Source organism: Bulleidia sp. HCP3S3_C9, from assembly GCF_052064035.1.
Taxonomy (GTDB): domain Bacteria; phylum Bacillota_I; class Bacilli_A; order Erysipelotrichales; family Erysipelotrichaceae; genus Bulleidia.
In genome coordinates this window covers 1-24111 of the sequence record NZ_JBQHWJ010000034.1, presented here as the reverse complement: position 1 = coordinate 24111, position 24111 = coordinate 1, and the positions used below count along the sequence as shown (strand labels likewise).

Here is a 24111-nt window from a genome sequence, read left to right as displayed (position 1 = left end):
TTTCCTTCGGATTATGTTTAATGTTCCGTTTTCAAGCCTGTCAAGCAATATTTTGCATATTTATGCGTAAATATGAACGATTTGTTCATATCTGAGAAAAATATTTCATTGAAGAAAAAAAGCACTACGCAAGTTAATGCGCAGTGCACTTTAGAGATTCAATTGGTTCAATGCCTTAACTTAATGACATTGAGGAATTTCTTCCCAGATCCTTCTTGATATGGCGCCTTAAACAGGACTCGAACCTGTGACACCCTGGTTAACAGCCAGGTGCTCTACCGACTGAGCTATTAAGGCACGGACAATATAATATCATAGATTCAATAAAATGCAAATACTTTTTTCAAAAAAACAAAAAAAAGAGCGCCTTAAACAGGACTCGAACCTGTGACACCCTGGTTAACAGCCAGGTGCTCTACCGACTGAGCTATTAAGGCAACAACAATAGTTTATCACGATTCATAAAATACGCAAGCAGTATTTTAAAAATTATTCAATCAACCTCATCAATCCATTATAGGAATCTTATTTACATATTTTTAGTTTTCTATTTTCATTTCCAATTGGTTGTTAGATTAAATTATTATATTTGATATAATATTAGTAAATTCAGGGAGATTATTATGAAAAAATTATTATCATTATTGCTTATTTTTAATGCACTTTCACCTTTAACTGCATGCAGTTCTCAAAAAGATGAGAAGAAATCATCAGAAATCGCAGCATCTGAAGAAAAAAAATCTTCAGAAGAACAACAATTCGAAGCCGACAAACAGGAACTGGCAGCCTTAGGAGACGTCGAAGTCAATAACGGAATTCTTACTGTATCAATCACAATTCCTGCAACCTACGAAAACGATGTAACTCAAGAGTCATTAGATCAGGGTGCAGGAGATACATATATGACTGCCAAACTAAACGAAGATGGTTCTGTCACTTATAAAATGACAAAACCACAGCACGCTCTTATGCTTAAAACACTTTTAGAAGGCATTGATTCAGCTTCAAAAGAAATGATTGACAATGAACAATATGCTTTCACAGAAATCAAGCATAATGCAAATTGCTCACAATTTGATGTAACTCTATCAACTACAGAAGTAGGTATATACGAAGCCTTTGCAGCAATGGCGTTTTATGTTTATGGCGGAATGTACGGCATATTTAGTGGACACCCAGCAGATAAAGTTATCGTTAATTATTATGATCCATCAGGGAATTTAATTGAATCAGGAGATTCTTCACAACTAGGAAATAATTAACTTTGATTTAATAGTATTTCAATTTCATTTTTCCATAATAGAAATTCAAAAGAAAGAGCTTATTACAGAATAACTGAAATAAGCCCTTTTTATTATTTTTCTGCACGACCAGTAAGGTAATAAGTCACATGATCATATTCACCTTTATCGTATGAACTATAGTATTCTATTTGTGTTGACTGCATTGCACCTGGTGCAATTTCATAATTTGAATCAGTAACATAATTAGAAGAAATTTGAAGTGGTGTTCCATTTTCATCCATAAATACTGCATACGCTTCGACAAATTGCGCTGCATATTCACCATTATTAGTAATAGCCAAAGTTAAAACATCCCCATTCAATCCGTCTTCCACACTTAAATTAGAAACAACTGGATTATAATACAATTTTGAGTCAGCAGAATACTGCATGTTATCTTTATAATCAATATGATCTATTCCAGAGACACTATCAAAGTAGAAAAGCATCACAGATTCTTCATTTGGACCTAAAACATCAATCGATGATGACGCTGCACCCAATAAAGCATTGCTTGCGTCATAAGCTGTTGCATTCGCACTAATTCCAACTGTTAAATCAGAATTATTTTTCACAGCAACTAAATATTCTGATCCAAAAGAATTCTCGAGTAAATATTCCGTAAAAGACAAATCTTCCAATGATAGCTCTTTTGACTTTTTCAAACTAGACTCGCTTTGAGATTTTTCTTTTTCTTTTGTTTTTGTAGTTCCACTTTCAGATGTATTTTTAACGTTTTCGTTCTTTGTAGAGCTACATGAAGCCAAAAGTGTTAATGATAAAAGTGAGCAAATAATTTTCTTATTCATAATAATGAAATCTCCTTAACATAATTTTATCACAGATTCACATAATCTGTCGGAACTTGTGAAAGCGCTTACATAAGCAATCCAAAGACGACAATTTTAAAAATTATTAATTTCCAGTCATATCTATTGACTTGCACTAGTACAGATAGTACAGTTTAGACAGATAAGACAGAAAGGAGTTCAAATGTTTCTTCTCAACACGCAAAGCAAAGAACCAATCTTTGAACAAATACAAAACCAGATACTGCGTTTTATTCAGGCAGGCGTGCTAGCTCCTGGAGATCGTTTGCCAAGTGTACGTCAACTCGCCCAAGAAAACGGAATCAACCCAAACACAGTATCCAAAGCATATATTGAATTAGAAAAGAATGGATATGTTTATAACATTCCTAAAAAAGGCGTCTATGTTTCAGACATTGATCTTAAACAATCTCATTCCAATCAAATCGTAAAAGTATTACAGCCACTCAAAGATTCAGGCGTCCAGAAACAAGAATTAATGGATGCCATTGAAATACTCTATAAGGAGAATGCAACATGTTAAAAATTGACAAGCTATACAAAAACTTTGGAAATAAAGAAGTCCTGAAAGGACTCGATCTAGAAATTCAAGATGGATCCATCTTTGGACTCGTCGGAATCAACGGTGCCGGTAAATCCACACTGCTTCGCATCATTGCTGGGGTCTATGAGCCTGAACAAGGATGTGTTCTGTTCAATGACTGTGATACATATGATGATCCAAAGATCCGTAAAGAAATTGCATTTGTTTCTGACGAACAATTCTACCCAATTGGCTCAACAATCAAATCTGTAAAACAGCTCTATGAATCTATGTATGACTTCTCTGAAGCTAAATACCAGAAATTCTTAAAGATGTTTGAATTAGATGAGAAAGATTCTATTCTGAATCTATCTAAAGGCAACAAAAGACGAGTTGCCCTGCTATTTGCATTATCCACAGAGCCAAAACTCTTATTATTAGATGAAGCATATGATGGTCTAGAACCACTCATTCGCTACAAATTCAAACAGGCATTAGCTGATTTAATTGAAGATGAACATCTGACAGTTATCATCTCCTCACACAACCTGAAAGAATTAGAAGATATCTGTGATTCCTTTGGCATCCTGGAAGATGGAAGAATGCTTGAATACGGTGATTTATCCGATTCCAAGGAAAACATCAACAAATACCAGATTGTATTTGAAAAAGAAGTCAACCTAGATGCATTCAACAATTTCAATATCCTTCACTTAGAAAATGAAGGCAGAGTATATCAACTCGTCGCAAAAGGAAATCAGGAAGAAGTTCTCAATCAAATTGAAGCAATGCATCCAATTCTTGTCGATGTATTACAAGTAAACTTTGAAGAATTATTTATTTATGAATTAGAAGGAAGGAGCAAATCTAATGATCAATAAGAACTATTTCAAATATCTATTCAAAAGCAAGATCATTGCCTGGGTATTCTTTGGCATTATGTTTGTTGCGATTTCCATGTCTTCTTTCTTAACACCTGGCAATGAAGCCGCTTACTGCTTTAGAGTTACCACAATAACTTCTCTTGTACTATCTATCATCATGAGCTTTGCACTGCCAGTCTTCTTATTCTCCTTCGTACATCGAAAAAGAAGTTGTGATATGTATTTCTCACTTCCAATTGATCGTAAAGAACTATTAATCACAACAATCACCTTCTCATTTGTACTGATCTTCAGCTACTATGCGATTACTTCTATATTCGCATTGTTATTCACAATGCGTTCCACTACGGTTTTCTTTTCATCACTTTTTGCTTCTTATGCGATGATGGCATTAGGCATCCTTGCATTACTCATCATCAATTCCTGTATTTATCTATTTGCAAATAACATCTTTGATGGAATTGTAATGTTAGCTGCGTATTCCGCAATCTTCGTTGCAATCAGCTTAACCGCAGAAACCATCAGCGATCTATTGCTCATTCCATTCATGCTGTCATCCTTTGAAGAAGGTATTCTATTTTCCCCAGTTGCAATTGTCGCTGTCAACTTCACAAGTATTTCTCATTGTATCGTGCAAGCTATTGATGATGGAATGAGCTTTGTTCCAAATGTTTCTTATTTACAAATCACAGTATTAGTCATCTATACATGTATTGCATGCTTCCTCTTAAAGAAAAACTTTGTAGAAAGAAAGACAGAACGTGCAAAACAGGTCTCTAACACATTCTTCTCCTATCCATTTATCATCAATTTCTATTTGCTTGTTTCCCTTGTCAATCTAGGTTTTTCTATCATCAAATCCAATATGATTGATTCCTTCATTCTTCTTTACATTCTCTTATTCTGTATCTATCTGATTTCTATCTTTGTATACAAAAGAAAGATCAAATTCTACTGGAAGAATATTCTCTACTTTGTTTCAGCTGCACTCATTACATTTGGGTGTGGAAAGTTCATCTTTATGAACCATGCATTTTCCTTACCATACCAGTATCCACTCAACGCAGGAGAAAAGATCAACTACTATATAAATGAGAACAACTTAAATAAAGATCTTTCTTCTAAAGATTTGGAAGCGAATTATTCCGTCAACTTATCCATCAACATTGATATTCCAACAGATCAATTAGACACAGAAAAATACAAACAGGCTTTATCTATCCTAGAAGCATATAGAAAGCAGGCAATTGATCTATGGTTTACAACTTCACAATCCTATTACGATAAAGGTGCAGACCTCTACATCAGTAACGCAATTCAAAACAAAGATGTAGCTTCCTGCTCCTATCAGACAAAAGATGTATTCACAATAGAAGAACTCAAACAGCTTGCAAAGGTTGGAACAATTGAACTTGAATACTATGACTATGAAACTGATAATTATCAAACCTATACACTCGATGAATATTTAAAGGAGGTCAAATAATGAACCTTTCACTCAACAATACAAATAACACAGTCTTAAAAGACGGTACAGAAAAACAGCTTACATCCAAAGAATTTGGCATTCTATCATTTCTGATGGATCACCCAGATGAAATCCATACTGCAGAAGAAATCTATGAAAATGTTTGGAAAGAAGAACCATTCCGTTGTCGTTCAATTATATGTGTTCATATTTGCCATATTCGCGAAAAACTGGAAAGTTCTCACTCCGAAAAAATCTTAGATTCTTTCTGGAAACGTGGATATCGTTTCAACTCAGCTTCCTAGTTTGGAAGCTGTTTTTCATTTTCATGCAACTTTTCATATAAATTAATAGTTTTCCATTCCATTTTCAGCTACAATGGAATTAACAAAAGATAGTGTTCACTTACACTACAGACAGGAGAATAATATGGGACTAATTTTAACTACGCTTAATGCAGCAGGTAGCACACTTAGCGATCAGTGGAAAGAGTATTTCTATTGTGATGCAATTCCTGCCGATACAATTTGTGTAAAAGGTCATAAGAAGACATCAGGTTTCGGTGCTAACCGTGGAAATGACAATATCATTTCTGATGGATCTGTCATTGCGGTTGCTGATGGTCAATGCTTAGTCATTGTTGAACAAGGTAAAGTCGTTGATATCTGTGCAGAACCTGGAGAATACAAATATGACTCCAAAACAGCACCATCTATCTTTACAGGCAAGAGCCTTTCCTCTTCTGTAAAAGATGTATTCGCACAAATTGGAAAGAGAATTACATTTGCTGGAGAAACAGGAACAGATCAAAGAGTTTACTTCTTCAACACAAAGGAAATTCCAGGCATGAAGTACGGAACAGCTTCCCCTGTTCCATTCAGAGTTCTTGATCAAAGAGCAGGGATTGACTTAGACATCTCTCTCAAGGCTTTTGGTGAATATTCCATCAAGATTTCTGATCCAATCCTTTTCTACACAAACGTTTGTTCCAACGTATCAGAAGTATACAAAGTTTCTGATATCGAAGATCAGATGCGTTCTGAATTATTAACAGCTTTACAGCCAGCATTCGCTAGAATCGGCGCTGCAGGTGTTCGTTACTCAGAAATTCCTGCACACACACTAGAACTAGCAGAAGCACTAAATGACGAACTATCCAAGAAATGGAGAGATCAAAGAGGTATTGAAATCGTCTCCTTCGGTATTTCTTCTATCAAGGCTGATGAAGAAGACGAAAAGATGATCAAGCAGATGCAAAAAGATGCTGCATATACAAATGCAAATCTAGCAGGTGCTGCTATCGTCGGTGCACAGGCACAGGCAATGAGAGATGCCGCAAATAATGCAAATGGCGCAGCAATGGGTTTTGTAGGACTTAATGCAGCACAGGCAAGCGGTGGTGTGAATGCTAACGTATTACTCAACCAGCAGCCTGCACAGCCAGCACAACCTGCAGCTCCAGTAACTCCTGCAGCTGGATGGACATGTCCAAAGTGTGGAACAGCGAATACTGGTAAATTCTGCACGAACTGTGGTGAAGCAAATCCAGCAAACGCAAAGTGGATCTGCCCAAAATGCAACACAGAAAATACTGGTAACTTCTGCAACAACTGCGGAGAAAAGAAACCGGCATAATGATTTAACAAAAGGTCCGGAATCCGGACCTTTTCATGTAAAAAAAGATATGAAAATCATTGATCAGGAAAGATATAAACGACAGCTGCAGTCTAATAATTTGATTGGCATTCTTTTAGGTCTTTCTTCCATCGCCCTTTTCATTATTTTACTTATACTTTCAAAAGCACTGACAAGATAGAAAGGATTATTCTATGCCAGAACAATTAACGAATTATCAGTGTCCTAATTGTAATGGGCCACTCAGATTTGATCCCGTTTCATCCAAGCTAAAATGTGATAGCTGTGGTTCTACATTTACAGTGGATGAAATTGATAAAGTTTTTTTCGAGAAAAACCAGGAAGCAATTTCCGTAGATGCTGAAAAGAAACAGCAAGAAAATGCAGAACTTCTGCAATGGAATGAAGAAGAAGCAAAAAACATGCGTGCATACAACTGCCCAAGCTGTGGTGCACAACTCATTTCTGATGCAAACACTGCCGCAACAAGATGTCCATATTGTGGAAATCCAACAGTAGTTCCTGCACAGTTTGAAGGCTCTTTAAAGCCAGATTACGTCATTCCTTTTAAACTGATCAAAGAAGATGCAGTCAAAGAATTAAAGAACTTCTACAAAGGAAAACCATTCCTGCCAAAAGCATTCACAGAAAGCAACCACATTGAAGAAATCAAAGGTGTATACGTGCCATTCTGGCTGTATGACGGTACTGTAGATGCACACTTAAGAGGATCAGCAACAACTTCTTCCTCTTATGAAACAGATGATGAAATCGTCACAACAACACGTCATTTCCGTATTGAAAGAGATGGAACTGTTGAGTTTCAGAAAGTACCTGCTGATGGTTCTTCCAAGATGCCAGATGATTTCATGGATTCTATTGAACCATTTGACTACAAAGATCTTGTTCCATTCCAGATGTCATATTTGCCTGGCTATTTAGCTGATAAATATGACGTATCGATAGAAGAAGATGCGGAAAGAGTCAATCAGAGAATTAAAAATACAACGATTTCTCTTTTAGAAGAAACAGTCACTGGATACCAGACATACGTATCAGATAAAACAAATACAACAATTACACCAGGTACAGTTCACTACGCATTCCTGCCAGTATGGCTGTTATCTACACAATATCAAGGCAAGAATTACCTGTTCGCTATGAATGGTCAAACAGGAAAGATGATTGGTGATGATTTGCCAATTGATAAAACAAAGATGATTCTACGATTTCTCTTGATTACAGTCATTGGTATTGCTTTACTGTATGTCATCTTATTTCAAGTGATGGGAGCGTGAAGATACTATGAAAACAATTAGAAACATGATTTTATTGATCGCACTCTTTCTCTTGATTCCTTTTATACCAATCCACGCATCGAGTGATGTATATGTAGAAGATACCTATGGTGCACTTTCTCAAGAAGAAGTAGATGAATTAAATGCATATGCTGCACAAATTGCAGACCAGTATGAATTTGGAGTTTACGCAAGAATCATCGAAGATTCAACAGAACAGTCATATGATGATATGACAAACTTCATTGAAAAATACTATACAGATGAAAGTTTAGGATATGGCAATACTGACAATGGTGTATTACTACTGATTACACAATGTTCAAAAGGTGGCTCTTACCAGGTTTATATTCCATATTGTGATAAACAGTCTATGTTCTCTTTAGATGGCATGGATATCATGGATTCAGCTGCACGCAGCGGTCTCTATGAGCACGATTACTATTCCGCAATTCGCGATTACATCAAAGAAGCGGATGGCTTAATGGCATACTACAGTGAAAATGGCGAACATTATGGAAGCAACTATGATGAACCTGCAGATTCCACACCAATCAAAAAAGGCATCACATTTGGCTTGCCACCAATCATTGCACTCATCACAGTGCTCGCACAAAAAAGCAAGCACAAAACAAAAGCCATCGCAACAACAGCACATTCCTATGTACCAGGCAATGGCGTACATTTAACAAACAGCCGTGATATGTTCCTGTATGAATCTGTCACAAGAGCTCCAATTCCAAAACATGATGACAACGATTCCTCACCTGGAGGAAGCAGTTTCTCTAGCAGTGGGGGAATGCACTCTAGTGGCGGACACTTCTAGATCCATAAAGCTATAGCAGTACATCTGTTATAGCTTTTCTTCTAGTAAAAATCAAAACAAGAGGTAGCGATGCAAATAAGTATCTTGTGGAACCGACGGACAAAGAAGCAAGTGAAAGGTAATCATCGCCGAACGAAGCATATTGGTAAATATGTTCCGTAGTGTTATAAATAACATTCATAACACTCCTTCTAAAAGAAGAGGTGCTTTGTTTGTTCATGTATTTTGTTCAATCACATCTCTTACCAGACGGTTTTATTTTTTACAAGAACGACTATACAGATGAAGAATTAGCTTATGCTCAGTCTTTCAAAGATACATTTGATATCAAGAATGTACTCAGTGATACTCCACAGTTTGCAAAGGATCAGCAGAAAGTTATTGAAAACATCAAAGAAAGACCAATCAATGATTATTTCATTGAAACAAATCACTCTGCTGTTTGTGAAATGAGATCTACAGATGTCGGTGACGTTTCCTGGTGTGTTCCTACTGCACAAATTAATACTGCATGTTATTCCATTGGTGCAGGTGCACATAGCTGGCAATGGGTTGCACAAGGTAAGAGCAGTATTGCATATAAAGGCTGTATGCTTGAGGTGATGTATTGTTTGATGCCGCAAAAACACTGTATCAAAATCCTGAAATGATTGAAAAAGCAAAAGCTGAATTGAAAACTAGACTACAGGATAATTCCTATAAGTGTCTAATTCCAAAGGATGTACTGCCACACATTTCAAATGTTGAATAATATGAAGCAAGCTTCGGCTTGCTTTTTGCTATGAAAAAATATAATTTTTCATTTATAAACATTTTTCACCCACAGCTTTCACATATTTTTTCAAAAATATATAGACAAATCTTTTTTATTTGATATCATAGTTCAGGCAATTTCAGGAGGAACTATGAAAAATTCAAAAATGTCATTAGCTAAAAAAATGGTCATTGCACTGATACTTGGCATAGTTGTCGGTATTGGGGCTATTTTTTTAAGGGTTAATCTCACAGAAAACGGTCAAGAAGCGACATGGTCAGCGATTAACAATTTATTGTTTGCTGACATTACAGCTGAAGGAAATGAAAAAGCTATTGGTTTATTTTATATTGTTGGTCAATTGTTTGTTAATTCAATGCAAGTTATCATCATCCCAATGGTATTCACATCTATTGTTATTGCAATGATTAGAATATCTGATGCTAAGAAACTTGGTAGAATTGCTAGTAAAACAATTGGCTATTTTTTATTAACAACAGTTATCGCAATTTTAGTTGCCGCTGTTTGTGGAATGATTACTTATAACGCTGGTCTTTTCCAGGCTGTTGAAACAAACCTTGAAGCAGCTGCTGGCAAGAGTGGTTCAAACCCATTACTATTCATCGTTAACGCAGTGCCAAACAACTTTGTATCTGCATTGAGCAATAATGGCGGTGTATTAGCAATTGTTGTCTGCGCTGTTGCTGTTGGACTTGGCGTTAATACAAATAAAGAAAAGTTCAAACAGATCACAGCTCTTTGTGAACAGATTTCCGAACTTGTTACTATCATCTTATCCTGGATCGTTAATACATTCGCTCCAGTCGCAATCTTCTGCTTATTAACAAGAACATGCGCAGCGTATGGTGTGTCTTATTTAAAACCAGCACTTAGCTATATTGTATTAACAACAGTATTACTACTCGCATTCTTATTTATCTTCTATCCATTGTTCGTATCCGTTACAACAAAGCTGTCCCCAACAATCTTCGCAAAGAAGATTGCTAAGGTTGCATTATTTGGTTTTTCAACATCTTCAAGTGCAGCTACTCTTCCAATGAATATTGAAACTGCAGAAAAAGAATTAGGTATATCTGAAGAAATCGCATCCTTCATATTACCACTTGGTATGACAATCAACATGGATGGTACTGCATTAATGCAGGTTGTCGCTACAATCTTTATCGCAGGTGTTGCTGGATACACAGTACACCTTCCACAGTTGATCTTAATTGGTCTATTAGCTGTTATTGCTTCTGTTGGTACACCAGCTGCTCCAGGTGCAGGTGCAATTATCCTATTCACAATCTTATCTGGTGTTGGTTTCACAAATCCAATCGCATTATCTGTATATGCATTGATTCTTGCAATCAACCGACCAATTGAAATGCTTGTTACCGCATTAAACGTTACAGGTGATACTGCCTGTGCAATGGTTGTATGCAAGAGTGAAAACTCCCTCAACGAAGAAGTATTCAATACAGTAAGCAAATAATTGATCTATGAAAGTCACTTCAAACGAAGTGGCTTTTTTTATGGGTAACAACGCGTTGCTTTACCCATGTTCTTTTCTTTGCTAATTTATAGTTAATGGAGGAAATCAAAAATGGAAACAAAAGATATCATTTTAGAATTGCGCAAAAAAAACAAACTATCACAAGATGAACTTGCTAAAAAAGTCATGGTAACTAGACAAGCAGTATCTCGGTGGGAAAATGGAGAAACAATTCCAAATACTGAAACTCTCAAACTTCTTTCAAAAGAATTCAACGTTTCCATCAATACGCTTTTAGGCTCACCTAGAAAGCTTATTTGTCAATGTTGTGGAATGCCACTTACAGATGATTCCATCATAAGTCATGAAAGTGATGGATCATTCAATGAAGAATACTGCAAATGGTGCTATGCAGATGGAACATACACGTATCATAACATGAATGACTTAATTGACATATGTGTAAAGAACATGGTCAATGATCAATTCACTGAAGAACAGGCACGTTCCTATATGGAAGAAATTCTTCCACAGCTAGATTACTGGAAACGATATGAAGAACTCAGTGATGATGGACAATTTGAAGCATTTAAACAACAACTCTTACAAGAAATCAATGCGCTTCATATTGAAGGGTTGCCAGAAGTTAAGAAATTAAATGCTCTCGTTGGAAAATATGTTAATCTTGCATATCCACTTCCAAATGGAAAAGCAGTACAATTCCTGGATGATGACACAACATATCTAGGCGATCAATTGGAATCTGCATTTGGTGGAGATCGATGTTTTGGTATTCTTGCAAGCATGGATTTTTTACTCATCTGCACATACGAAAAAGATGGAATCAATCCAGAACTTGTTCTTTACAAGAAGAGATAAAAAAAGCTCAGACAAAGATGATTTGTTTTCATCCAAGTCTGAGTTTTATTTTTACTCTTCTTTTTTCCAGAATCCACTGAGATAGAATACACCACCAATGACAAGCGGCATAAATCCTGCTAAGGCATCACCAAGCCAGAACCCTTTTGGCCCCATACCTAACGCCCATCCTAGAAGATAAGCTAAGCCAACACGGGCAATCATGCCATCTAATATCGCAACACACAGGTTTAATTTAGAGTTTCCTGAACCATTAATAATACCAAATGCAAAGCAGCGTGTCGCTGCACCAAAGAAATTCAAAATTGCTGGTAAAACAATAATTGTTGCTTCCGCTAATACAGCTTCATCAGAAGTAAACATTCCAAATATCATATCTGGATCGTATTTAATTACAATACTTCCAATGACTGATAATGTGAATGCTCCACCAAATGCCCAGGCAAGAATCTTAGGAACACGATCATACTTTCTTGCCCCCAAGTTTTGACCAATCATACTTGCTGCAGCTGTTGTAATAGAGTTTGACATAATACCCATCATCATATTGAGTTTACTGATGATACCCGCAATTGCACTGTAAATGATTCCAAAGGAATTTACCCATGCCGCAACAACCGTCTGTGAAATAGAAATAGAAGCAGACTGTAATGCCATTGGAATGCCTAATGCAGAAATCTTTGCCATTGCATTTCCATCTGGAATAAAACTCTTTAATTTAAAGTCAAATCCAAACTCTTCTTTTCTTTTATACAAATACGCAAAAGCAAAAATAAAGCTAAAAGATTGACCTATAACTGTTGCCCAGGCAGCTCCAGCAACTTCCATCTTAAATCCTGCAACAAATACAATATCTAATACAATGTTGATAATTGCCGCAATTGCAACAAACATAAATGGTCTTTTGGAATCTCCCATACCACGCATAATGGCAGAAACAACATTGTATCCATAAATAAAAATCAAGCCTAAGATACAGATGACAGTATAATCCATTGTATATGCATATGCTTCCTGTGGTGTATTAACAAGCTGTAATAAGTTATCTCTAAAGATATAACATCCCACAGAAATCAATAATGCAATTGAAAACAAAAGCGTAAACAGTGTCCCAATTGTTTTCTTGATTCCATCATGATCCTGCATACCAACTTCACGTGCGATAATGACTTGTCCTGCACTTGAAAACCCCATCGCTACGAAAGTTAATAAGTGAAGAATATTTCCCCCAGTACTAACTGCAGACATTCCAGATCCACCAATCACCTGTCCTACAACAATCATATCAACGATGTTATAGATTGCCTGTAATGCATTTGATACAAACAACGGTGCCGCAAAAGCAAACAAAAGCTTAGGCACAGATCCATTCGTAAGATCTTTTACCATTGAATTACTTTTCATTCTTTTCTCCCCCTATTTTTTTGAGCGCTGTCGAAAACTCTAAAAAGTTGGTAACAGCGCTCTTTTCTTTATGCCAACTTTTTGTACTTTACCCCCACTTTTTTCTTGTCAACTATTGACAAATTTCAATTTTCGCGGGCTCGCTTTGCTTGCCTTCATTATGAAACCGTGGAGGTGAGTTATATGCTCAAATATTTTTCTTCGATTTGGGACTATCGTGCTTTTCTGAAGTCTCGCAAATCTTCTCTTGATTCTTCTCAACATCTTAGACTTTCTTCTAAATCTTTTCTTTCTGCTTCTCACAAACTCAAGAAGCTGGATCCTTCTCTTGTCCAGGATATTCTTCTGCCTTTATATTCTTCTACAGGCAGACCTGCTATCGATCCTGCTGTTTTCATCAGGTCTTTTGTTCTTATGCAGCATCTTGGCTATCTTTCTCTTCATAAATGGTGTGATGATTTAGCTTCCGACTCTTTACTTCAATATCTTGTAGGTTCCTTTTCACCGCCTTCTGTTGCTTCTCACTATGATTTCATTGTCCGTTTGACGGGTGTCGATTCTCATATGAACGAGCTTTTTCCTAAAGCTCATTTCAAGAAAATAAAGGGCAAGAAACCTAAGAAAGGTGAAAAGCTAATCAACTACTCCCACTCTGACACCTACTACCTATTGGACAAATACAAAGATGGTGCTGATTGCGATAGAGATAGAATGATGTTCACTCTTCAGGCTCTCTTCAACGCCCTGGCTGTGATTCCTTCTATCGATTCTGGTTTCATCGACAAGAACAACCTTATCCTTTCAGCTGATGGTTCTTCTTTGCACATCCACTCTTCTCCTTTTGGTCACAAGGTTTTAGATGGTGATGATTCAGATAACATCTACCGTTTTTCAGCACCAGATGCTGACATTGGATGGGATTCGGATCTTGAATCTTTTTATCTAGGCTATACTTTCTACAATATTTCCTACCACAATCCTCTTAAGAACATTGATCTTCCAGTTTTCGCTTCCATCGAAAACGCTTCGAGACATGATGCTCTTTCCTGCATCTCTGCTGCCGCTCAATTTCTTGATATGAATCATGATCTACATCCTAAATATTTTTGTCATGATTCTGCGGCTGATTCTTTACCGGTCTTCCAATTCTTTCAGCACAATAATATTATCCCAGTTATTGACCATAATCCAAGAAGAGATTCTTCAAAAGAATATGTTGAAAAGAATCATACCAATAACGATGGCATTCCTGTTTGTATGGCTAACCGTCCGATGCATTTCTGTGGTTACGATATTCAACGCTGCAGAAAGAAATACCGTTGTCCTCTTGTTATGGGCGACATTTCTTCCTGTCCTTTCGTTGATCAATGTTCTACATCTTCTTATGGTAGAGTTTCATATATTAATGATGGTGATTCCGCTCGCAATGCAGGGCCTTTATCATATAAATCTGAAACCTGGAAGAAGATATACAGAAATAGAACCAGCACTGAACGAATAAACAATCGTGTGCTTAACCACTACCACTTACATCAAATGAGGATACGCAATAAAGACAAGCATGCTTTCTTTACAATATTTGCCTGTATAAATATCCATCTTGATGCTTGGATCAAAGATTCAGTTTAATCTATTCTGTTTTAAAAGAACTTCATTTTACAAAGTTGTTTTTAGTGCGCCTTGTTCGCACCTTTTTTCTATTTCATCGATTTTTTATCGAGTGATAGCTTCTTAGAGTCGAGTTTTCGACGCTACTCTTTTTATATTTATATTTTTCTTACACTTACCGCAATACCATCCCCTACATCATAAAATGCAGTCGTAAAACGATCATCATTCAATAGATGTTCTCTGAATTTTTTAATCTTATGAACCATTTGTATCGTACTTCGATTTGAAGATAACTCTTCATTGTCAACAATTCCATGAAAATTCAAATTATCAAAAATAAAAACAGTACCTATTCTACTATTTTTCATGAAGTGTTCTAAATATCTGCGATACTGTGATTTTGCCGCATCTATAAAAATCAAATCATAGATTTTATTTGTCTCAAATGCAGCACCATCTATTAAATGCACATGTATTCTATCATCCAATTTTTCATTTTTGATATTTTGAATTGCTTTTTCATACATTTTTGGATTGATTTCTAATGTATCAATTGTATTATCCCAGCGTATTTTAGCCATATTAATCGCTGAAAACCCAACTGCAGTACCAACTTCAAGAATATCTCGTACTCCTTCATGTTTTCGAATATAATTCAAAAGAAAAGCCATCCCATCATCCAACATAATAGGAACATGCTCTTTTCTTGCTTCATCATGGATTTCAATCAACGTTTTTTCCATGAGTATATTTTATCAGAAAATTGACAAACAATATCTGTGTAACTTATTTTCATGGTAAAATGGTTAGATACTTCAGGAGGTGCTTTTTATGATCAATGAAGCTTCAATCAAACGTCACATTGGAAATAACCGTATCTTTGAAAGAGGAGAAAATATTTTCCGTTCAAATGATGTTGGTGATCTCATGGTATTTGATCAAGAATCTTCTGGCCTGACAGAAATTGAAACATGGGTTAACAGCTCAAGTGGATATGATGAATATCAAGTGCGTGTATTACTTGGGAAAAATGGTAATATCATTACAGAAGATTGTACATGTCCTTACTTCGAGGATAACTTTGAACCATGCAAACACATCGCTGCAGTTTTGTTGAAATATATTGATGAAGATAAATTATCCACAATTGGAAATGGATATGCAAAAGAACCTGTATCTGTACAAAGTGATCGTTCCATTCAAGATTTACTGGATACCTATGCAAAACCTGCAGATGCTGTACAGCCAATTGTTCATATAACACCTACATTAAATTGTACAAATGATGAACAAGTGGAGGTTTCTTTCACTTTAAACAAACCTGATAATCGTTCTTATGTCATTAAAAGCATTGATTCCTTTTGCACTTTGGTTCATAACCATGAAAACAAATACTACGGAAAATCCTTAGAGTTTATTCATACGATTGATGCATTTGATATGCAATCAAAACCTGTCATAGAATTTTTAATGTCTTTATACTATAAAGATGATTCATATATGTCTTCAAATACAAACCAATACTACAATTATGGCTATTACGGATATATGGAGCAAACAATGAAGCGTTCTTTATGTCTTCGTGGTAGATACTTAGATTCATTTATGAATCTGATAAAAGATCAAAATGTCATTGTATCCAATCCTATTACAAATTATGATCTTCCATTTAAAGTTGAAGAGGGTATTCCTGAAATACATACGTCCCTGACAAAGAAAGAAGATGGATGTATCTTTCAGGGTGCAAAGTATCCTTTCGCATTAGGAAATGATCATATCTATATCTTTGATTATCGTAATTCTACTATATTTATTTCGAAATCAAATGATGATTTGATTCCATTTTTACGTCATTTATCTATAGTTAATGAAAAACCAGAGTTTATCTCTGAAGAAGATTTGCCTAAATTTTCTAAGTACGTTTATCCTGTCATTTCTAAAACGACACTTGTTAAAAATGATGGATTTGATCCCTATGACTATGTCATTGAAAAACCATCTTTTGAACTCTATTTAGATAGTCCACAAAAAGACGCGATTACATGTGAAATCAAAGCAATCTACAACAATGCAGTCTATAACACAGAAACAGATACAGATCTATCTAAACGTGATCAGGATGAAGAAGCTCTTATGGTCAATCGTATAGCTCCTTCATTTAATGCTCTTGATGAATTAAATCATAAATTTGTATTTCATGGAGATGATGAAGGCATTTATACATTTGTAACTGCTACAATTCCATACTTACAGTCACTTGCAACGGTATATATTTCTGATGCGTTAAAAAGAATTACAATCAAAGCAATGCCAAAGGTCAATGTTGGTGTTTCTGTAAATCACGACCTGCTTCGCTTAGATCTTGTCAGTGATACGCTTTCTATGAAAGAAATTGCGGAAATATTATCTAAATATGATAAAAAGAAAAAATTCTATCGCTTAAAAGATGGAACATTCTTAAATACAGAAGCTTCCAATATTGATGAACTGTTAGCACTCAAAGATTCTTTATCACTAAGTCAGAAAGAATTGGAAAAAGGTACTGCTGATATCCCAAAATTTCGTGCAATGTATCTTGAAACACTCAATGATAAAAAAGCATATAACTTAGACTATGATACTTCTTTTAGAAGAATGATCCAGCAAATGCATACAATCAATCAGGAAGACTATGAACCTCCAATTGATTTAAACGCTGAAATGCGCCCATATCAGCTGCATGGCATGCAATGGCTATGTGCCTTAAGAGACAATGGATTTGGTGGCTTACTGGCTGATGAAATGGGTCTAGGTAAAACATTACAGGTCATCGCAATGCTTGGAACATGGAAAGATAGAAAAAGAACGTTAATTGTATGTCCGGCATCTCTTGTATATAACTGGTCAAAGGAAATTGATAAGTTCTTACCTTCCATTCCGCATCGTATGATTCAAGGTACACCAGAAGAAAGAAAAGAACTAATTCAAACATCTAGAGACAATGAAGTATTGATTACATCTTATGAACTTCTTAGAAGAGATATTGATTGTTATGAAGATATGCAGTTCTCATGTGAAGTCATCGATGAAGCACAATATATCAAGAATGCAAACACACAAAACTCTCAAGCTGTGAAGTATATTAATGCTTCATTCAAGATTGCTTTAACTGGTACACCAATTGAAAATAGATTATCTGAATTGTGGTCTATCTTTGATTACCTCATGCCTGGTTTCTTCTACTCGTATAGAACATTTAGAGAGCGTTTTGAGACACCAATTGTAAGAGATCATGATGATCTGATGGAAAGAGAACTCACACAAATGATTACTCCGTTTGTGCTAAGAAGGCTGAAAAAAGATGTATTAAAAGATCTTCCAGATAAACTTGAAGAAGTTTACTATGCACAACTTGAAGGTGAACAAAAGAAGCTTTATGAAGCAGAAGTCCAAAAAATCAAATTTCTTGTTGGCAAACAATCCGATCAGGAATTCAAAGAAAATAAATTTGCGATATTAGCCGAACTAACAAAGCTCAGACAATTATGTTGTTATCCTGGATTACTATATGATAAATATAGACAGAATTCTGCTAAAACAGATATGGGAATTGATCTTATATGCAATGCAATTGAAGGTGGACATAAAATTCTACTATTCTCTCAATTCACCACAATGTTAGATAAGCTTTCTAATCTATTAAACGAGAAAAAGATTCCATACTATAAATTAGAAGGTAAAACCTCGAAAAAGAAACGTGCTGAAATGGTAGAAGCTTTCCAGAATGACGATGTACCTGTCTTCTTGATTTCTTTAAAAGCTGGTGGAACAGGATTGAATTTAACTGCTGCAGACATTGTAATTCATTATGATCCTTGGTGGAATACTGCTGTTGAAAACCAGGCAAGTGATCGTGCGCATCGTATTGGACAAACAAATGTTGTGACTGTTTATAAGTTAATCATGAAAGATACCATTGAAGAAAGAATCCTTGAATTACAGGCATCAAAGAGTGATCTAGCAAATAAGATCCTATCTGGTGATGGTATCTCTTCCTCTAATCTATCTAGAGATGATTTATTAGCATTATTATGACGCACTAAGAGAATCGAAATTGATTCTCTTTTTTCATACTATAAAAACAGCTAATCTGCAACCATGCGGTTGTAAATTAGCTGATGAATCATAATTCTTTAAACATTCTTTTACATAGCTTACCTATGATTTTAGAAAATCACATGCATGTGTTTCAAGATTACAAGACAATAATTCTATTTCCGATTCATTAAAGTGATAAGCGATAAGTTGTCCATTCCATACCCGAACGATACTAGAATAATCCATTTCATGGTAAGCTATCGGAATAGCACCATCTGATGCACCTAATGTTTCAGATGGAATAATTTCATCCACTAAATTGCCATTCCAGTCATATATTCTATACTTCACCTTATTTTCCAGTGTCGTTGTATAGATATTTTCATCATCATAATAATCGATGATTGCATTATCTACCCCAAACAATTCAGTATTGCTTAAATTGTCTATAATACCAGAATGAACCTGAGGTATTTCTTTTTCCAATTCCTCCGCATCAATAGAATAATATGAATATGTATTATCATTTACATATACAAATGCGGTATTCTCTCTTTGCACAAGTGTGCGTTGTTCTAACGTATCAATATCTACACCATACAAATATCCAACACAATAGATAATAATATCATTTCCATTACTTGTTATGTTTACAACATCTGAACCAAACTTTATTACTTTTTTTTCATTTCCATTCAAATCAAAAAAATGAACAATTCCTTCTCTACTTGACGCAATCGTTTCTGCTACCGCAATTACATCTTTTTGTAAAGTGAAGTAAGATGGTTGAAAATCAAATTCAAGGATTGTTTGAAATTGATTGTTCGTAGGATCATATGCATTCAGACGATTTCGCATTTGACCATCTACAGTATAATACTCACTCTCATAAATAATCTTTCTATCAAAATAAAGCATTCCAACACCAGTTCCCACAGTGTCTGAATATCTTTTCGGTGCAGGAATCCCATCTCTGCTAGAGCCAGTTTCTTTATCATCCACAAAATTCATGGTACCAATTTGAATATTATTTCCTTTTTGGTCTAATGCAAATAGCTTTCCACCCTCAATTTGATAATACATAGCTTCATCAGAAACTGCCGCAAATATATTCGTGCAAAAAGATGCTTGCTGGATTGGAGAAACAATATCTTCTGAAATATTTGCGTGATGTTCCTTCTGTATATCACATCCAGATAGAAAAAGTGCACTTGCAATCAGATAAATCAGAAAATTGTATAATTTGCATTTAAACCATGATGGATTGTAATTCAGCATAAATTATCCTTCCTTAATTCTAGAATAGAGTACTTTATTAGAAAAAAAAGACTTTATATCAGAATAAATAATTGTTAAGATAAAAGAATCAAGACAAGAACTGCTGAAGAAGAATTTCATCTATGTTCTTAAATAGAATTTTCACATAATCAGATATTTTGGATATCTATGAAGTATCACTATCAGCATGATGAAGCTCACATGCTTTGTCCATTCTGACTGAATGACATGTATAAAGATGATTCATCTAGATTCCATTAATAATCGATATTATGAAATCAATTGCGTTTGCTTTCATCATGCTTATTCATCTTTCAGATATATAACTATACTATTTTTCTGATTTTCTATTATCACATTTCTTATAAGAAAAACTCTCAAAACAGTTTTGTCTTGAGAGTATATGCATTAATTCTTTAATGAGTTGATTGGTGAAGGAATCTTTCCGCCACGGTTGATCATGACATCTGCTTTTGTTGTTTTAACTGGCATGATTGGACCTTCTCCAAGTAATCCACCAAACACAAGCTTTTCTCCAGCTTCTTTACCAATCGCTGGAATTAAACGACAAGCTGTTGTTTTTGTATTAATCATACCAATTGCTGCTTCATCCGCAATGATTGCAGATATTGTTTCAGCAGTTGTATCTCCAGGAATAATGATCATATCTAAACCAACAGAACAAACACATGTCATTGCTTCAAGCTTTTCAAGTGTTAATACACCCTTTTCCGCTGCAGCTATCATACCTGCATCTTCACTGACTGGAATAAACGCACCACTTAAACCACCTACAGAAGAACTTGCCATAATGCCACCCTTCTTAACAGCATCATTCAACATTGCAAGACATGCCGTCGTACCAGGACCACCACATGTTTCTAATCCAATTTCTTCAAGGATCTGTGCAACAGAGTCGCCAACAGCTGGTGTAGGGGCTAAGGATAAATCAACAATACCAAATGGAACACCAAGTCTCTTTGCAGCTTCTGCACCAACCAATTGCCCCATACGTGTTACTTTAAATGCTGTCTTTTTAATAATTTCAGCAATTTCATTCATGGATGCATCTTTACCAGCTTTTCTAATTGCTTCTCTAACAACACCAGGACCAGATACACCTGTATTGATAACTACATCTGGCTCACTGACACCATGGAATCCGCCAGCCATAAATGGATTATCTTCTACTGCATTACAGAATACAACTAGTTTTGCAGCACCAAAACAATTATTATCCTTTGTGATTTCAGCCGTTTCACGAACGATTTGACCCATAAGTTTAACCGCATCCATGTTGATTCCTGCTTTTGTAGAACCAATATTTACAGAAGAACATACAATATCGGTTTCCGCTAATGCACGTGGAATCGAGCGAATCAAAGCTTCTTCACCCTTTGTCATACCTTTTTGAACAAGTGCAGAATATCCTCCCACAAATGATGCACCAACTTCTTTCGCTGCAGCATCTAATGTTTTAGCATACTTTACTGGATCACCACCAGAAACACTTACTAAAAGAGAAATTGGGGTAACTGTAATCCTCTGATTAATAATTGGAATACCGTATTCACTTTCAATTTCTTTTGCAACTTTGACTAGATTTTTGGCTTTTGTAGTGATTTTTTCATAAACCTTTTTACAAGAAATATCAATATCACTATCTGCACAATCTAAAAGATTAATGCCCATTGTAATTGTACGAATATCAAGGTTTTCTTCTTCGATCATTCGAATTGTTTCTAAAATATTATCTGAAGCTGTAGTCCACATAATACACCTCAGATTGTATGCATGGCATTAAAGATATCTTCTGCCATCACATGAATATCCAAACCTTCTTCTTTTCCATATTGTTCAAAAGATGAAGTAATTTCCTGTACCTGCAATCCTTCAGGAACTTCAACGATCATCATCATTGTAAATAAGCCCTGTAAAACCTTTTGAGTTACATCCACAATGTTAATTTCTTTTTCTGCGCACTTGCTTGCAACAAATGCTAAAATTCCTGGATGATCCTTTCCAACAACTGAAATAACGGCTCTCATAAACTTTCCTCCTATTTTGCCTCTTTTTGTAAATCATCTAAAGATAATCCACAATAATACAATTCCATCTCAAAGTATTGTTTCACTGTTTTCATCATCTCAACAGTACTATCTTTACAACTAGATGATTGTTTATCTTTTTGATAATTTACTGTACAAGACCCCATTGTCGAAATATCACCTTTCCAGTTGTATGTATACCGAATACTATACTTTGTGTATGTGAATGTATAATTCTTAAAATCAATGATATATGCTTCATTCTCATTAAAACTTTGCTGATATGAACCATCATTTGCTTTTTCATATCCAAGACGATTTACTAATCTCTTCTTGAATGTATCAGTTACAGTCTTTTCTGCAGTATCATCGTATTGCGAATCAGAACTGAGTGAAGAGGTATCAATATCTTCAAAATATACATATTCTTTCATCTCTTTTTTCTGATCTTTACTGATTGAAACTGAAGTGTTGTTTAGTTTCAAATAATTCACAGAGCTTGTATATTTAATACTTACTTTTTGCCCACTGCTGGATACACTTGCATTGAATTCTGTCGTTTCTGAGATGAAATATCCATCTTTATCAAATGTATCAACAATTTTATTACTTGTGACCTGATAATCATCATATTGTTTCAATCCATATGTATCGTAACGATCACTGAATAAATCCGAAGCATGATCCGCGTTTAATAGAATTGTATAAATAACATTTCCATTTGCATCATCATCTGCGTGAATTGAATCAATCATTTTTTTATCAAACGCATACGGTTGTAATGGAACAAGCATTGTTTTTTCAACATCTGTATAATCCATGTCCTCATAATACTTTACATCATTATAATTATTGTAAAGTCTTCCTCCATAGTAATAACCCTCGATGTTAAATGTTCCACCATTTGATTCAATATTCTGCGTTAAATGGGCTTTTGTATCCGCGTCTGTCTTTTCTGTTTCTAAAACACCATCAAACTCAAATATATCTTTTGTATCATCGCTGTAGCCCATAGTATATGCTGAATTAATACCAGCACTATAACTAGAAGCACTATTAATATTGTTTAAAGATTCTATATAAGATGCGAATGCATCACCTGTATGCTTTGTTAATTTTGTTTCTTCTTTTGTAGTAGAAGATACTGACTGTTGTTGTTTTTTATTTGTACATCCATAAAGCAATAACGTGGATATAATTGCTACCTTCAATAATTTTTTCATCACGTATGTATTATATCAGTCTTATCACAAACTTATATGAAGAAACGCTGAAATTTGGTATTTTTATCATAAAAACATCAGTTTTATGTTTTTACATATATTAGTTGTTGGATACATCTAATCAATGTAACTATATTGATTTTACACTTCTACAATGTATATATGAAAAATCGCATTAAGTCATTAAGAATAGAAAAAGGTCTTTCACAGACAGAACTATCTGAACAAATTGGGTGCACGCAACAGTCATTAAGTAAAATTGAAAATGGGATTCAAGTACCAGGCGTAGATCTTGCATTTAAAATTGCTGATTTTTTTAATGTTACTGTTGAATTTCTATATTATGAAACAAACTTTTCTGGAAGCATTAAAACAGATCAACAGTTTAATGAATTCACAGAACACTTACAACGATTAATGAAATATCTAAAGCTGTAATCGATGAACAAGTGAAATTCACTTGTTTTTTTATTTTGAAAATAATCATAACTGACCACCTGATTCAAAAAAGTTCAGAAATCTCTTTAGTGTCCGCTTTTTAGTACAATAAAATCATATTGCTGGATATACACTTTAACTGCGAGGTAAAAGTATA

The 24111-nt window shown here is 35.1% G+C and carries 21 protein-coding genes, 2 tRNA genes and 1 riboswitch; of the genes, 14 read left to right on the top strand and 9 right to left on the bottom strand.

Features of this window, described 5'->3' with window-relative positions; genetic code table 11:
• Window positions 1-221: 221 nt before the first annotated feature.
• A tRNA-Asn gene (locus ACTND6_RS07065) sits at window positions 222-297 on the bottom strand.
• Window positions 298-364: 67 nt separating this feature from the next.
• A tRNA-Asn gene (locus ACTND6_RS07060) sits at window positions 365-437 on the bottom strand.
• Window positions 438-623: 186 nt separating this feature from the next.
• On the opposite strand from ACTND6_RS07060, the gene ACTND6_RS07055 reads away from it, so the two are divergent.
• Window positions 624-1262, top strand: coding sequence for a hypothetical protein (locus ACTND6_RS07055; RefSeq protein ID WP_441023134.1), 639 nt, complete (start codon window positions 624-626; stop codon window positions 1260-1262).
• A gap of 92 nt (window positions 1263-1354) precedes the next feature.
• Here ACTND6_RS07055 and ACTND6_RS07050 read toward each other — a convergent pair whose 3' ends face one another.
• Window positions 1355-2092 carry a hypothetical protein gene (locus ACTND6_RS07050; protein ID WP_441023136.1) on the bottom strand — a complete coding sequence of 246 codons (738 nt, stop codon included), beginning with the start codon at window positions 2090-2092 and terminating at the stop codon, window positions 1355-1357.
• A 184-nt stretch (window positions 2093-2276) separates the two neighbouring features.
• On the opposite strand from ACTND6_RS07050, the gene ACTND6_RS07045 reads away from it, so the two are divergent.
• The 10 genes from ACTND6_RS07045 to ACTND6_RS07000 all read left to right on the top strand — a co-directional run bounded on the left by ACTND6_RS07045 (window position 2277) and on the right by ACTND6_RS07000 (window position 11875).
• Window positions 2277-2636, top strand: a complete 360-nt coding sequence (locus ACTND6_RS07045; RefSeq protein ID WP_441023138.1) for a GntR family transcriptional regulator — start codon at window positions 2277-2279, stop codon at window positions 2634-2636.
• Window positions 2630-3517, top strand: coding sequence for an ABC transporter ATP-binding protein (locus tag ACTND6_RS07040; protein ID WP_441023140.1), 888 nt, complete (start codon window positions 2630-2632; stop codon window positions 3515-3517). Before ACTND6_RS07045 ends, ACTND6_RS07040 begins: the two co-directional genes overlap by 7 nt.
• Window positions 3507-5006 (top strand): hypothetical protein, encoded by a 1500-nt coding sequence (locus ACTND6_RS07035; RefSeq protein ID WP_441023142.1) that lies wholly within the window; start codon window positions 3507-3509, stop codon window positions 5004-5006. The genes ACTND6_RS07040 and ACTND6_RS07035 overlap by 11 nt, the downstream gene beginning before the upstream one ends.
• Window positions 5006-5293, top strand: a complete 288-nt coding sequence (locus ACTND6_RS07030; RefSeq protein WP_441023144.1) for a winged helix-turn-helix domain-containing protein — start codon at window positions 5006-5008, stop codon at window positions 5291-5293. The genes ACTND6_RS07035 and ACTND6_RS07030 overlap by 1 nt, the downstream gene beginning before the upstream one ends.
• A 124-nt stretch (window positions 5294-5417) precedes the next feature.
• Window positions 5418-6623: an SPFH domain-containing protein gene (locus ACTND6_RS07025; RefSeq protein ID WP_441023145.1), complete on the top strand. Its 1206-nt coding sequence runs from the start codon at window positions 5418-5420 to the stop codon at window positions 6621-6623.
• A 194-nt stretch (window positions 6624-6817) separates the two neighbouring features.
• Complete coding sequence (locus tag ACTND6_RS07020; RefSeq protein WP_441023147.1) at window positions 6818-7921, top strand: hypothetical protein; 1104 nt, start codon at window positions 6818-6820, stop codon at window positions 7919-7921.
• A 7-nt stretch (window positions 7922-7928) separates the two neighbouring features.
• Window positions 7929-8747 (top strand): TPM domain-containing protein, encoded by an 819-nt coding sequence (locus ACTND6_RS07015; RefSeq protein WP_441023149.1) that lies wholly within the window; start codon window positions 7929-7931, stop codon window positions 8745-8747.
• 50 nt (window positions 8748-8797) lie between these two features.
• Window positions 8798-8964, top strand: a riboswitch (Lysine riboswitch).
• Window position 8965: 1 nt separating this feature from the next.
• Window positions 8966-9397 carry a hypothetical protein gene (locus tag ACTND6_RS07010; RefSeq protein WP_441023150.1) on the top strand — a complete coding sequence of 144 codons (432 nt, stop codon included), beginning with the start codon at window positions 8966-8968 and terminating at the stop codon, window positions 9395-9397.
• 255 nt (window positions 9398-9652) lie between these two features.
• The gene (locus ACTND6_RS07005) at window positions 9653-10996 is read left to right on the top strand and encodes a dicarboxylate/amino acid:cation symporter (RefSeq protein WP_441023152.1); all 1344 of its coding nucleotides are present in this window, start codon (window positions 9653-9655) and stop codon (window positions 10994-10996) included.
• A 111-nt stretch (window positions 10997-11107) separates the two neighbouring features.
• On the top strand, window positions 11108-11875 hold the full coding sequence (locus ACTND6_RS07000) for a zinc ribbon domain-containing protein (protein WP_441023154.1): 768 nt from the start codon (window positions 11108-11110) through the stop codon (window positions 11873-11875).
• A gap of 51 nt (window positions 11876-11926) precedes the next feature.
• On the opposite strand, the gene ACTND6_RS06995 is transcribed toward ACTND6_RS07000, so the two are convergent.
• Window positions 11927-13279: an MATE family efflux transporter gene (locus ACTND6_RS06995; protein ID WP_441023156.1), complete on the bottom strand. Its 1353-nt coding sequence runs from the start codon at window positions 13277-13279 to the stop codon at window positions 11927-11929.
• A gap of 183 nt (window positions 13280-13462) precedes the next feature.
• Here ACTND6_RS06995 and ACTND6_RS06990 point away from each other — a divergent pair, with 183 nt between their 5' ends.
• Window positions 13463-14908, top strand: a complete 1446-nt coding sequence (locus tag ACTND6_RS06990; RefSeq protein ID WP_441045076.1) for a hypothetical protein — start codon at window positions 13463-13465, stop codon at window positions 14906-14908.
• Window positions 14909-15045: 137 nt separating this feature from the next.
• Here the strand turns inward: ACTND6_RS06990 and ACTND6_RS06985 are convergent, their stop codons facing one another.
• Window positions 15046-15633, bottom strand: coding sequence for an O-methyltransferase (locus ACTND6_RS06985; protein WP_441023158.1), 588 nt, complete (start codon window positions 15631-15633; stop codon window positions 15046-15048).
• 88 nt (window positions 15634-15721) lie between these two features.
• Between ACTND6_RS06985 and ACTND6_RS06980 the strand changes: the two genes are divergently transcribed.
• Window positions 15722-18964, top strand: coding sequence for an SNF2-related protein (locus ACTND6_RS06980; protein WP_441023160.1), 3243 nt, complete (start codon window positions 15722-15724; stop codon window positions 18962-18964).
• 123 nt (window positions 18965-19087) lie between these two features.
• Here ACTND6_RS06980 and ACTND6_RS06975 read toward each other — a convergent pair whose 3' ends face one another.
• From ACTND6_RS06975 to ACTND6_RS06960, 4 genes are all read right to left on the bottom strand, one after another.
• Window positions 19088-20245 (bottom strand): hypothetical protein, encoded by a 1158-nt coding sequence (locus ACTND6_RS06975; protein ID WP_441023162.1) that lies wholly within the window; start codon window positions 20243-20245, stop codon window positions 19088-19090.
• Window positions 20246-20653: 408 nt separating this feature from the next.
• On the bottom strand, window positions 20654-22018 hold the full coding sequence (locus ACTND6_RS06970) for a PFL family protein (RefSeq protein ID WP_441023164.1): 1365 nt from the start codon (window positions 22016-22018) through the stop codon (window positions 20654-20656).
• 8 nt (window positions 22019-22026) lie between these two features.
• On the bottom strand, window positions 22027-22293 hold the full coding sequence (locus ACTND6_RS06965; RefSeq protein WP_178176511.1) for an ACT domain-containing protein: 267 nt from the start codon (window positions 22291-22293) through the stop codon (window positions 22027-22029).
• Between the two features lie 11 nt (window positions 22294-22304).
• Entirely contained in the window at window positions 22305-23516 is a 1212-nt protein-coding gene (locus tag ACTND6_RS06960) for a hypothetical protein (protein WP_441023166.1), read from the bottom strand.
• A gap of 162 nt (window positions 23517-23678) precedes the next feature.
• On the opposite strand from ACTND6_RS06960, the gene ACTND6_RS06955 reads away from it, so the two are divergent.
• Complete coding sequence (locus tag ACTND6_RS06955; protein WP_178176509.1) at window positions 23679-23954, top strand: helix-turn-helix domain-containing protein; 276 nt, start codon at window positions 23679-23681, stop codon at window positions 23952-23954.
• Window positions 23955-24111 lie beyond the last annotated feature (157 nt).

Coding starts and splice junctions, on each gene's coding strand:
- ACTND6_RS06990 (WP_441045076.1), top strand. CDS start 13,463: ATGCTCAAATATTTTTCTTCGATTTGGGACTATCGTGCTTTTCTGAAG.
- ACTND6_RS07050 (WP_441023136.1), bottom strand. CDS start 2,092: ATGAATAAGAAAATTATTTGCTCACTTTTATCATTAACACTTTTGGCT.
- ACTND6_RS07040 (WP_441023140.1), top strand. CDS start 2,630: ATGTTAAAAATTGACAAGCTATACAAAAACTTTGGAAATAAAGAAGTC.
- ACTND6_RS07025 (WP_441023145.1), top strand. CDS start 5,418: ATGGGACTAATTTTAACTACGCTTAATGCAGCAGGTAGCACACTTAGC.
- ACTND6_RS06975 (WP_441023162.1), bottom strand. CDS start 20,245: ATGCTGAATTACAATCCATCATGGTTTAAATGCAAATTATACAATTTT.
- ACTND6_RS06970 (WP_441023164.1), bottom strand. CDS start 22,018: ATGTGGACTACAGCTTCAGATAATATTTTAGAAACAATTCGAATGATC.
- ACTND6_RS06955 (WP_178176509.1), top strand. CDS start 23,679: ATGAAAAATCGCATTAAGTCATTAAGAATAGAAAAAGGTCTTTCACAG.
- ACTND6_RS06965 (WP_178176511.1), bottom strand. CDS start 22,293: ATGAGAGCCGTTATTTCAGTTGTTGGAAAGGATCATCCAGGAATTTTA.
- ACTND6_RS07015 (WP_441023149.1), top strand. CDS start 7,929: ATGAAAACAATTAGAAACATGATTTTATTGATCGCACTCTTTCTCTTG.
- ACTND6_RS06980 (WP_441023160.1), top strand. CDS start 15,722: ATGATCAATGAAGCTTCAATCAAACGTCACATTGGAAATAACCGTATC.
- ACTND6_RS06985 (WP_441023158.1), bottom strand. CDS start 15,633: ATGGAAAAAACGTTGATTGAAATCCATGATGAAGCAAGAAAAGAGCAT.
- ACTND6_RS07010 (WP_441023150.1), top strand. CDS start 8,966: ATGTATTTTGTTCAATCACATCTCTTACCAGACGGTTTTATTTTTTAC.
- ACTND6_RS06995 (WP_441023156.1), bottom strand. CDS start 13,279: ATGAAAAGTAATTCAATGGTAAAAGATCTTACGAATGGATCTGTGCCT.
- ACTND6_RS07020 (WP_441023147.1), top strand. CDS start 6,818: ATGCCAGAACAATTAACGAATTATCAGTGTCCTAATTGTAATGGGCCA.
- ACTND6_RS07055 (WP_441023134.1), top strand. CDS start 624: ATGAAAAAATTATTATCATTATTGCTTATTTTTAATGCACTTTCACCT.
- ACTND6_RS07000 (WP_441023154.1), top strand. CDS start 11,108: ATGGAAACAAAAGATATCATTTTAGAATTGCGCAAAAAAAACAAACTA.
- ACTND6_RS06960 (WP_441023166.1), bottom strand. CDS start 23,516: ATGAAAAAATTATTGAAGGTAGCAATTATATCCACGTTATTGCTTTAT.
- ACTND6_RS07030 (WP_441023144.1), top strand. CDS start 5,006: ATGAACCTTTCACTCAACAATACAAATAACACAGTCTTAAAAGACGGT.
- ACTND6_RS07035 (WP_441023142.1), top strand. CDS start 3,507: ATGATCAATAAGAACTATTTCAAATATCTATTCAAAAGCAAGATCATT.
- ACTND6_RS07005 (WP_441023152.1), top strand. CDS start 9,653: ATGAAAAATTCAAAAATGTCATTAGCTAAAAAAATGGTCATTGCACTG.
- ACTND6_RS07045 (WP_441023138.1), top strand. CDS start 2,277: ATGTTTCTTCTCAACACGCAAAGCAAAGAACCAATCTTTGAACAAATA.